This is a genomic window from Streptomyces sp. NPDC050211 (assembly GCF_040656035.1).
Classification (GTDB): Bacteria; Actinomycetota; Actinomycetes; order Streptomycetales; family Streptomycetaceae; genus Streptomyces.
In genome coordinates, this window is record NZ_JBFALC010000060.1 from 50,437 (window position 1) to 60,674 (window position 10,238).

General features: G+C 70.4%; 9 protein-coding genes. 5 read left to right on the forward strand and 4 right to left on the reverse strand.

The genetic code is table 11. The features are described from left to right. The first annotated feature begins 191 nt into the window (after positions 1-191). A complete protein-coding gene (locus tag AB0I98_RS39195) occupies positions 192-1,382 on the forward strand; it encodes a glycoside hydrolase family 64 protein (RefSeq protein ID WP_362950234.1) in 1,191 nt (396 codons plus the stop codon). Between the two features lie 158 nt (positions 1,383-1,540). Continuing rightward, positions 1,541-1,744 (forward strand): hypothetical protein, encoded by a 204-nt coding sequence (locus AB0I98_RS39200; protein ID WP_362950235.1) that lies wholly within the window; start codon positions 1,541-1,543, stop codon positions 1,742-1,744. A gap of 116 nt (positions 1,745-1,860) precedes the next feature. On the opposite strand, the gene AB0I98_RS39205 is transcribed toward AB0I98_RS39200, so the two are convergent. Further along, positions 1,861-2,994, reverse strand: coding sequence for a sulfite oxidase (locus AB0I98_RS39205; RefSeq protein WP_362950237.1), 1,134 nt, complete (start codon positions 2,992-2,994; stop codon positions 1,861-1,863). 146 nt (positions 2,995-3,140) lie between these two features. Here AB0I98_RS39205 and sthA point away from each other — a divergent pair, with 146 nt between their 5' ends. From sthA to AB0I98_RS39220, 3 genes are all read left to right on the forward strand, one after another. Continuing rightward, positions 3,141-4,544: a Si-specific NAD(P)(+) transhydrogenase gene (gene sthA, locus AB0I98_RS39210; protein WP_362950239.1), complete on the forward strand. Its 1,404-nt coding sequence runs from the start codon at positions 3,141-3,143 to the stop codon at positions 4,542-4,544. 271 nt (positions 4,545-4,815) lie between these two features. After that, positions 4,816-6,288, forward strand: coding sequence for an APC family permease (locus AB0I98_RS39215; protein WP_362950241.1), 1,473 nt, complete (start codon positions 4,816-4,818; stop codon positions 6,286-6,288). Positions 6,289-6,299: 11 nt separating this feature from the next. After that, positions 6,300-7,259, forward strand: coding sequence for a hypothetical protein (locus AB0I98_RS39220; RefSeq protein ID WP_362950242.1), 960 nt, complete (start codon positions 6,300-6,302; stop codon positions 7,257-7,259). 15 nt (positions 7,260-7,274) lie between these two features. Here AB0I98_RS39220 and AB0I98_RS39225 read toward each other — a convergent pair whose 3' ends face one another. From AB0I98_RS39225 to AB0I98_RS39235, 3 genes are all read right to left on the reverse strand, one after another. Then, positions 7,275-8,405 (reverse strand): HoxN/HupN/NixA family nickel/cobalt transporter, encoded by a 1,131-nt coding sequence (locus AB0I98_RS39225; RefSeq protein WP_362950244.1) that lies wholly within the window; start codon positions 8,403-8,405, stop codon positions 7,275-7,277. A 143-nt stretch (positions 8,406-8,548) separates the two neighbouring features. Continuing rightward, entirely contained in the window at positions 8,549-9,403 is an 855-nt protein-coding gene (gene prcB / locus AB0I98_RS39230) for a proteasome subunit beta (protein WP_362950246.1), read from the reverse strand. A gap of 67 nt (positions 9,404-9,470) precedes the next feature. After that, positions 9,471-10,238, reverse strand: a 768-nt coding sequence (locus AB0I98_RS39235) for a lysylphosphatidylglycerol synthase domain-containing protein (RefSeq protein WP_362950248.1), incomplete at its 5' end; no start/stop codon positions are given.

Below are 10,238 nucleotides of genomic sequence, written 5' to 3' on the forward strand. Positions count from 1 at the left end.
ACGGGGCTCCGCCGGGCCCGTCCATCGCTTTTCCCCTCACAACAGCCGCCGCGGGGAGGTCGCTTAAGCGCGCCTTATTCGTGGATTAAGTGATCGTGCCACCCATCGACCTGCCCAAGTGGCCAGAGGTAAAAGGGATGCGACTGAGAGCGCTCTCAGATCTTCGTCAACTACACGGGAGACAGCCCCACATGACACCCCGTCACCAGCGCACCCTCGGCCGTCGCAGGTTCCTGCTCGCTCTCGCGGGAGCGGCAGTGGCCGCGCCCGGCGTCGCCGCGATCGCCCCCCACGCACTCGCCGGCGACACCACGAAGGCGGCGGACGGCGCCCTGCCGTTGACGCTCGTCAACAACAGCGGTTCCTTCGACAACGCCTCCGTCCACGTCTACATCGTCGGCAACCAGGACGGCAAGCAGGTCCGCGTCACGCCCGACGGCACCCTCGCACCGATCGCCGCCTCCGACAACGGCGCCGACGGTTTCACCGACTACGCGATCAGCCTGGCCGGCAGCGGCGAGACCCGGCTGACCCTGCCGTACATGTCGGGCCGCATCTATGTGTCCCTGGGCGAGAAGCTCAAGCTCAAGGCGGTCACGGACGGCAACGGCAACGCCGCGCTGCAGTACCCGGCGGGCTGGGTCGAGTCCGACCCCAACTACCCGGTGCTGCACGACTGCGCCGAGTTCACGTACAACGCGGCCGGCATGTTCTGCAACACGACCATGGTCGACATGTTCAGCGTGCCGCTGAGCATCCGGCTGACCGGCGCCAAGGACCAGACGACCGGCACGCTGCGCGACGGAGGCCGTGCGGCCGCCTTCGCCGCCGTCCGGGAGACCGAGGGCTTCGGGTCCCTCGTCGTGGACGACACGCGCGTCATCGCGCCCGGTCACGGTCTGGACGCCGGCCTGTTCGCGGACGACTACCTCGCCCCGTACATCGACGAGGTGTGGAGCACGTACGCCGGGCGTGACCTCAAGGTCACCACCAACGCAGGCACCTTCACCGGGCGGGTCCGCGGTGACCAGCTCGCCTTCGAGGGGCCTGCGGCGGTGTCCTTCGCCAAGCCGTCGACCCGGGACGTGCTCTTCTGCGACGGCAGCCTCGCCGCGCCCAACGACGGCACGACCGGTCCCGTCGCCGCCGTCCTCGGCGCCGGTTTCAACCGCTCGACGCTGGTCGCCGACGCGGCCCAGCCGGTCACCGATCCCGCGTCCTTCTACACGACCGGCCTGACCAACCACTACGCCAAGGCGATGCACGCGGCCACGGAGGACGGCAAGGCCTACGGCTTCGCCTTCGACGACGTCGCCGACTTCGCGTCGTACATCCAGGACACGGCGCCCACGGGTGTGCGGCTGACGCTGACGCCGTTCTAGCGGCCGCGCACCGGGCGTCACATGCGCTTCTCCGGGCCCTCTGGGCACATCCGTCGGCGCCTCCGGATGCAGGGCGGGCCGCCGGGATCGATGGTGATAGTGGACCCGATGAACGCAGCGGGGCCGTAGCAGCGACCCGGACCCGAGGAGCAGAGATCATGACGACGTCACAGTCAGCGTCGGGGCCGTCCGAGGACCGCGCCACCCCGGACGACCTGCTCCACGCCCGCACCGGCACGGATGTGTCGCCGGAGGACCTGGTGCTTGCCTCCGGCAAGGACATCACGCCGCGCAATATGGAGTGGGCGAAGCGGAAGCTGGCGAAGGAGGGGCCTGCGGCACTCGACAAGATATTGCCGTAACGCTCCGCTGGGGGTGCCGCGATAGCGCCGTCGGTCGTCTGCGGCGCCGTCGTGGCTGGTCGCGCCCGCGCGGCGGAGCCGCATAATTCAATGCAGCCCCGCGCCCCTGCGGGGCGCTAACTTGCGGCGTCGTCAGCGGCTACGCACAGCACGGGTACCCGCTGGACCAGGTTGTTGGCGAAGCCGCCGCGGTTCCAGGGGGCCTCAAGCGGCTGGGTGTGGCCCTCGGTGTCGGTGGCTCGGGCGCTGAGGACGTGCTCGCCGGGGGTTGCCGTCCAGGTGAAGTGCCAGCGGCGCCAGGCCCAGCGGTGGCCGTCGTCCGGTGTCAGCTCGGCCGTGTGCCAGGTGTGTGCGGCGTCGGTGCTGACCTCGGCGCGGGTGACCGGTGCCTGGCCGGACCAGGCGCGGCCCTCGATGGTGACCGGGCCCGGCCGGACGATGCGGGTTCTGGACATGAAGTCCGGGAAGCCGGGCGGGACCAGCAGGGCGCGGGGGGCGATACGGGTGACCGGGTCGCCCTCGTCCCCGGGGTGCTGCCTGAGCCGGTAGGCGACGGCTTGCTGGAAGCCGGTGAACGGTGTGTCGGTGGCGGTGATCTCGCGCAGCCACTTCACATGCGCCATCCCGTACCAGCCGGGCACGACGAGGCGCAGCGGGCTGCCGTGCTGGGGCGGCAGCGGTGCGCCGTTCATCGCGTACGCCACCAGCACCTCGGGGTCGGCGCCCGTGGCCGCGTCCACGGGCAGCGCGCGCCGGTAGTCCTGTTCGACGCCGCGCTCGATGCCGTGGTCGGCGCCGGTGAAGACCACGTCGACCGCGTCGGAGGCAAGGCCCGCCTCCGCGAGCAGCAGCCGCAGCGGTACGCCGGTCCAGTCGGCGGTGCCGACCGCCTCGACGAGCCAGGGCTGGCTCACCGGCCGGGGCGTCAGCAGGGCGCGGCCGTTGCCCGCGCACTCCAGCGTGACGCGGGTGGTGACCTGGGGAAACGACCGGAGGTCGGCGAGGTCGAGACGGAGCGGGCGGTCGACCAGGCCGCCGATGGCCAGGGTCCAGGGCTCGTCCTGGGGGACGTACGGGATGTCGTAGTGCGTGAGGACGTAGTGCAGGCCCGGCGGCGTGATGTCGTAGCGCAGCGCCTCGAGCGGCAGTCCGTGGTTGCGGGTGGCGAGGGCCAGCTCGTCGCGGCCGATGCCCTCGTCGGGGTCGGCCAGCCGGGCGGGTGCGCTCACGTCACCGAGTCGATGGCCCATGGGGGCATTATCGCGCCGCGAGGCCGGTTGGCGCAGCGGCGGGCGTAACTTCCCACCGTCCTCAGGGACTTACGGTGGCCCCGCCCGAGCAGGTGCTTGCCGGGTCACTCTTTCGCGAGAGGTCGTCCGGCTGACAGACTCCGGAGGTGCCCGACTTCGACATGCTTGTCATCGGATCCGGTCCGGGTGGCCAGAAGGCCGCCATCGCCGCGGCCAAGCTCGGCCGCCGGGTCGCCGTCGTCGACCGCCCCGACATGGTCGGTGGGGTCTCCATCCATACCGGCACCATCCCCTCCAAGACGCTGCGCGAGGCGGTGCTCTACCTCACCGGGCTCACCCAGCGCGATCTGTACGGGCAGAGCTACCGGTTGAAGGAGGACATCACCGTCGCCGATCTGACCGCTCGCACCCAGCACGTGGTCAGCCGCGAGGTCGACGTCATCCGTAACCAGCTCTCCCGCAACCACATCGCCCTGTACGCCGGCACCGGCCACTTCATCGACGACCACACCGTGGCCCTGCGCGAGGTCACCGGCCATGAGCGGCTGCTCAGCGCGGAGCACATCGTGATCGCGACCGGCACCCGGCCCGCGCGCCCGGACAGTGTCGAGTTCGACGGCCGGACGATCATGGACTCGGACAACGTCCTCACCCTCGAACGCGTACCGCGCTCCATGGTCATCGTCGGCGCCGGAGTCATCGGCATGGAGTACGCCTCCATGTTCGCCGCGCTCGGCAGCAAGGTCACCGTCGTCGAGAAGCGGGCCGCGATGCTCGACATGTGCGACGTCGAGATCATCGAGTCGCTCAAGTACCACCTGCGGGACCTCGCCGTCACGTTCCGCTTCGGCGAGACCGTCGCCGCCGTGGAGCGTCATCCGCGCGGCACGCTGACCATTCTGGAGAGCGGCAAGAAGATCCCCGCCGACACGGTGATGTACTCGGCCGGCCGGCAGGGCCTCACCGATGAACTCGACCTCGACAAGGCGGGCCTGAGCGCCGATCCGCGCGGCCGGATCAAGGTCGACGAGCACTACCGCACGGAGGTTCCGCACATCTACGCCGTCGGCGACGTCATCGGCTTCCCGGCGCTGGCCGCCACGTCGATGGAGCAGGGGCGCGCGGCGGCGTATCACGCGTGCGGGGAGCCGGTGGGCCGGATGCACAACCTGCAGCCGATCGGCATCTACACGATCCCGGAGATCAGCTTCGTCGGCCGGACCGAGGACCAACTCACCGAGGACTCCGTGCCGTTCGAGGTCGGCGTCGCCCGGTACCGGGAGCTGGCCCGCGGGCAGATCGTGGGCGACTCGCACGGCATGCTGAAGCTGCTGGTGTCCCCCGAGGACCGCTCCCTGCTGGGAGTGCACTGCTTCGGCGCCGGGGCCACCGAGCTGATTCACATCGGGCAGTCCGTGATGGGCTGCGGCGGCACCGTGGACTATCTGGTCGACGCGGTGTTCAACTACCCGACGCTCGCGGAGTCGTACAAGGTCGCCGCCCTGGACGCGACCAACAAGCTGCGGCAGATCGACCGGATCGGGGACTGACACGGATCATCAGCCGGACTCCTCGGTGGACGCTGAAAGAGCCTGAATACCGATTGAGACACGCGACTTGAGTGGTCGTCGGGTGGGGCTATCATCACGTGCACACAAGGCGTGACCATCTGCCGACACAACGCTGCCGGTATCCGCCGCCCCCCTTGTGCCGTCCGTGCCAGTGAGGTCAACCCTCGCCGGTGCGCGGCGGGTTCACCCCCCACCCTTACGCCGCCACGGCATGCCCGGGGCGGCGTGCACGACCGAAAGCAGCGCACGCATGAGCAACAGCAGGGGCAGAGGGCTCCAGGCCAATGCCCTCAGCACGTTCGACACCGTGGTGATGGCGGTCGCGGGAAGCGCGCCGGCGTACTCGATCGCGGCGACCACGGCGGTCCTGGTGGGTTCGGTGGGGGTGGCGAGTCCCGCGGCCCTGCTGTACTGCGCGATACCCATGCTGGGCATCGCGCTGGCGTTCAGCTATCTCAGCCGGATCGATGTGAACGCGGGCGCCAGTTACTCCTGGGTGGGGCGGACGCTGCATCCCTTTCTCGGATTCATCAGCGGCTGGGCGCTGGTGATCTCGGCGACCATCTTCATGGTGGCCGGTTCGCTGCCCGCCGGGTCGTTGACGCTGGCGCTCTTCGACGAGCAACTCGCCGACAACACCATGCTGTCCACGCTGGTCGGGGCGGCCTGGTTCCTGCTCATGCTGTTCGTGGTGCTCGGCGGCGCCCGGCTCACCGTCCGGGCGCAGTTGGTCATGTCCGGCGTCGAACTCGTCATCCTGGCGCTCTTCGTGGTGCTCGCCGTCTTTCACTCCGGCCATGCGCGGGCCTTCGACTGGTCGTGGCTCGGCTTCAGCCATTTCGACGGCGTGTCGGGGTTCGCGTCGGGCGCGCTGATCGCCGCGTTCTACTACTGGGGCTGGGACGTCACCAGCAACCTCAGCGAGGAGACCCGCAACAGCCGTCGTACGACGGGAATCGCCGGGCTCATCGGGGTCGGCATCGTCTTCCTGCTCTTCGAGGCGTTCACCATCGCAGTGAACGTCCTGCTGTCCACGCGGCAGATCCAGGAGAACGACTCCAACGTCCTTGCCGTGCTGGGCGAGGAGATCTGGCCCGGCTGGGGCGGCAAGCTGCTGATCGTGGCGGTGATGCTGTCCACCATCGCCACGTTGGAGACGACGCTGATCCAGGTGACGCGTTCGCTGTTCGCGATGGGCCGCGACCGTACGCTGCCCTCCGCGCTGGGCCGGGTGCACCGCACCTGGAACACGCCGTGGGTGGCGATCGCGGTGGTGGGCGCGGTGGCGCTGCTGATGATCATCGCTTCCAACGCGCTCGGCACGGTCGGTGACATCCTCGGCCACGCCATCTCGGCGATCGGTCTGCAGATCGCCGTCTACTACGGTCTCGCGGGGCTCGCCGTGGTCGTCGCCTACCGCAAGATGCTGCTTAAGTCCCCCGCGAACTTCCTCCTCGGCGGCGTGTGGCCACTGCTCGGCGCGCTCTTCATGTTCTGGATCTTCATCGAGTCGCTGGGCGAGCTGAGCACCCCGGCGATCGTGATCGGCATCGGCGGACTCGCCGTCGGGCTGATCCCGATGCTCTGGTACTGGCGGCAGGGCAGCGACTACTACCACCCCGCGAAACTCGACGCCAGCCGTACCGTCACCGTGGATTACGTGCCCGAAAGCCGCGCGGACGAGCAGGCGCGTGTCCACGAGGGTCTCCCCACCGACTTCTGAGAGAGATCCCGATGGCGCGAGACCACTTCACCCTCGACTTCGACCCCGACTGCGGGGACGCGCCGCTGACCGCCGCCCGCCAGGACATCGTCATCGGCCGCTGGCAGGGCGTCAGGGACCTGCTGCGGACCACCGGCGCCGACTGGCTGGCGCGCGGCCACCGCGTGCGGGCGCTCGCACAGGCGTGCGCGAGGAGTTCCACGGTCGAGTCGTGGCTGGCCGCCGAGCCGCGCAGCGCGGACGCGCTGGTGCTGCGGGCGGCGACGGAGACCACCCGGGCGTTCAACCTGGCCATCGCGGCGGGCCGGGGCGTACCGATCGACCAGCGCCGCACCGACGCCGCGGTGACCGCGTGCCTGCACGCCGCCGAGGCGTACCCGGAGGACCCCACGCCGTGGATCTCCCTGATCTCCGTCGCCCGGCTGTATCCGTCGGGCGTACGGCGGCAGGAGCTGGCCCGCTGGTGGGACGAACTGCACCGGCGAGACCCGTACAGCGTGGAGGGCCATCTCCAAGTGCTGCACTACTACTCGTCCCGCTGGCACGGCACGCACGGCCTCATGTACGACTTCGCCCGCGACGCGGCCGGCGCGGCACCGCACGGCTGCGCGTTGCCGGTGCTGGTGCAGTACGCCCGGGTCGAGGAGTTCCGCTACGCCCTCGACGCCGCGAAGGGCCGGCACGCCGCGGTGATGCTCAGCCAGCACTGGAACCACGACGGCGCCGTCAGCGACGTACGCCGCACCTGGGAGCGCTGGATCATGGGCCGCGCAGACGGCGCCGTCGTCCCCGGCGAGCTGCGTGACCTCCACTACCTGGCCCACGCGGCCTGTCTCGCGGGCCTCCCGGACATCGGAGCACCGCTGCTGCAGCTGGTCGGCCGACGCGCCGCCCGCACGCCCTGGTCCTACACCGGGGATCCCGAGCAGCAGATCCTCAAGTGGCGGGCAGAGCTGGGTCTGCGCGCGTGAAGCGGGAGCAGGGAGTCAGTCCGCCGTCCACTTCTCCTCGATGCGGGCGATTCTCCACACCAGCAGGGCGATGATCCAGGTGGCGACGAAGAGGCCGACGATGGCGAAGCCGAGGGTGTTGAGGTCGAGGGTGCTGATCCAGGTCCAGAAGGGGCCGTGGAGGTGGAGGTTGTCGGCGAGGAGGCCGAGGAGTTCGACGGTGCCGATGAGGAGGGCGACGGCCACGGACAGGCCGGTGACGGTGAGGTTGTAGTAGACCTTGCGGACGGGCTGGGAGAAGGCCCAGCCGTAGGCGAGGTTCATGAAGGCGCCGTCGATCGTGTCGAGCAGGGACATCCCGGCGGCGAAGAGGACGGGCAGGCACAGGATCGCGTACCAGGGCAGCCCGGACGCGGCGCCCGAACCTGCCAGGACGAGCAGGGCGACCTCCGTCGCGGTGTCGAAGCCCAGGCCGAAGAGCAGGCCCATTGGATACAGCTGCCACGGCTTGGTGATGGACTTCATGACGCGGCCCAGGAGGCGGTTCATGAAGCCGCGGTTGTCGAGCTGCTCCTCCAGCGCGGCTTCGTCGAAGTGGCCCGAGCGCATCCGGCGGAACACCTTCCAGATGCCGGCCAGCACGACCAGGTTGAGCGCGGCGATGACGTAGAGGAACGCACCGGAGACGGTCGTACCGATCAGGCCGGTCATGTCGTGGAGGTGGGAGTCGTCGTCGCGGACCGGTCCGGCGAGGGTCTTCACGCCGAGGGAGAGCAGGAAGGCCAGCGCGAAGACGACGCTGGAGTGGCCCAGCGAGAACCAGAACCCCGCGGACAGCGGGCGCTGCCCGTCGCCCATCAGCTTGCGGGTGGTGTTGTCGATGGCCGCGATGTGGTCGGCGTCGAAGGCGTGCCGCATGCCGAGCGTGTACGCGGTCACGCCGATCCCGATGCCGAAGGACCGCTCGCCGATGCTGTAGTGCTCAGGGGCGACCAGGGCGACGAGGGTGAACCAGCCGATCACATGCAGGGCCAGGATGAAGGCGGCCATGCCCCCGACCCTGATCCACTCCTGCCGCGTCATGGAAGTGCGGACGCGGTGCCAGGCCGAGCCGTGCGCGGAAGGCGTGGCGGGGAGGTGTGGAGCGGAATCAGGGGCGGCCGTCATCAGGGGCTTTCTGTCGGTGCACGGCCGCACTGCGCAGCCTTCCGCCATCCTGCGGTACTTGCAATCGATGTGCAGTAAAGCCCGTGGCAGGTCTTCACCATGGTCGGGGAAAGGCCGATGTCAGGGGCCGTGTGGGTCCGTCGTCAGACCGTCGCGGTCGGTCCGTCCGGGCTCCCGCGGCGCTGCTCGACCATCTCGCGGCTCAGTTCCTCCGTCTCCGGTTCGGCCAGCCGCTCGAAACCCTCCTCGGTGATGACCGAGACGATGGGGAAGATCCGGCGGTTGATGTCGGGGCCGCCGGTCGCGGAGTCGTCGTCCGCGGCGTCGTACAGCGCCTGGAGTGCGGCCAGGGCCGCGTCGCGGCGGGACATGCCCTGGTGGAAGAGCTTCTTCAACGCGCCGCGGGCGTACGGGGATCCGGAGCCCTCGGCGTGGAAGTCGGTCTTCTCGTACAGGCCGCCGGCGACGTCGAAGCTGAAGATGCGGCCCCGCTCGCCCTCGGGGGCGGACGGGTCGTAGCCGGTGAGGAGCGGGACGACGGCGAGGCCCTGCATGGCCTGGCCGAGGTTGTCGCGGATCATGCCGGCGAGGCGGCGTGCCTTCGCGTTGAGGCTCATCGCCGTGCCCTCGATCTTCTCGAAGTGCGCCAGCTCGACCTGGTACAGCTTCACCATGTCCAGCGCGAGGCCGACCGTGCCCGCGAAGGCGACGGCCGTGTAGTCGTCGGCCGGGTGCACCTTCTCCAGGTCGCGCTGGGCGATGAGGTTGCCCATGGTGGCCCTGCGGTCTCCCGCGATCAGTACGCCGTCGCGGAAGCTGAGGGCGAGGACCGTGGTGCCGTGCGGAACGCGGTCCGGGTCGGCCTGGAGGCTGTCCGGGAGCGGGCTGCGGGTGCTCAGCAACTCGGGGCGGTACGCCGCCAGGAACGCCGTGAAGGACGAGCCTCCCGGGGTGAAGAACTCCTCCCCCAGCCGGCCACCGGTCTCCTCGCCTGCCATCGCACTCCCCCTCGCGTCGGAACCCCGATGGACGACTCCTACCTGAACCCGGCGTGCCGGAAACTCCTCACAGCGCCTTGCGCCGGATCAGCAGCCCGAGGACCAGCAGCCCCGGAACGAGCGGCAGCCACATGGTCAGCAGCCGGTAGCCGAGCACGGCGGACGCGGCCCCGGACGCCGGAGCGCCGGCGGAGGTGAGCGCAAAGGCGAGCGCGGCGTCGAGGGAGCCGAGACCGCCGGGGGTGGGCAGTAGGGCGGCGGCGCTGCTCGCGGCGAGATAGAGCAGCGCCACCCTGGCCGGGGACAGCGGCAGCGCCACGGCCTGGGTGACCGCGATCAGCACCGCGCAGTGCAGCACGGCGAAGGCCAGCGACCCGCCCCACAGGGCCGCCGCACGCCGAGGCCGCGCGTGGACGGCCCGGATGTCGGCCACCACGGCGACGAGAACCCGTCGGCAGCGCCCGTCGCACAGCAGGACCGCCGCCGCGCCGAGCACGAGGATGACGACCGCCACGCCTCCCCCGGACAGGGACGGCACCAGCAGAACTCCCGGGCAGGACAGGGCGAGTACGGCGATCAGGGCGCCGCGGACCACGCCGCTCACGGACGCCTTCACCGCGAGGGCCGTCGCCGCGCGCCCGGCCGACATGCCGCAGCGCATGAGGAAGCGGAGGTTGACCGCGCCCGCGCCGAGCCCGGCGGGCAGCACATGGTTGGCGGCGGAAGCGGCGAACTGCGCGGCCACGAGCCGCCCCGGCGGCAGGGTCGCGGTCACGGCGCCCTGCTGGGCGAGCGCCGAGCACAGCCAGGTCATGGCCGCGGCGGACGCGGCGAC

Coding starts and splice junctions, on each gene's coding strand:
- AB0I98_RS39215 (WP_362950241.1), top strand. CDS start 4,816: ATGAGCAACAGCAGGGGCAGAGGGCTCCAGGCCAATGCCCTCAGCACG.
- AB0I98_RS39220 (WP_362950242.1), top strand. CDS start 6,300: ATGGCGCGAGACCACTTCACCCTCGACTTCGACCCCGACTGCGGGGAC.
- prcB (WP_362950246.1), bottom strand. CDS start 9,403: ATGGCAGGCGAGGAGACCGGTGGCCGGCTGGGGGAGGAGTTCTTCACC.
- AB0I98_RS39195 (WP_362950234.1), top strand. CDS start 192: ATGACACCCCGTCACCAGCGCACCCTCGGCCGTCGCAGGTTCCTGCTC.
- AB0I98_RS39205 (WP_362950237.1), bottom strand. CDS start 2,994: ATGGGCCATCGACTCGGTGACGTGAGCGCACCCGCCCGGCTGGCCGAC.
- AB0I98_RS39225 (WP_362950244.1), bottom strand. CDS start 8,405: ATGACGGCCGCCCCTGATTCCGCTCCACACCTCCCCGCCACGCCTTCC.
- AB0I98_RS39200 (WP_362950235.1), top strand. CDS start 1,541: ATGACGACGTCACAGTCAGCGTCGGGGCCGTCCGAGGACCGCGCCACC.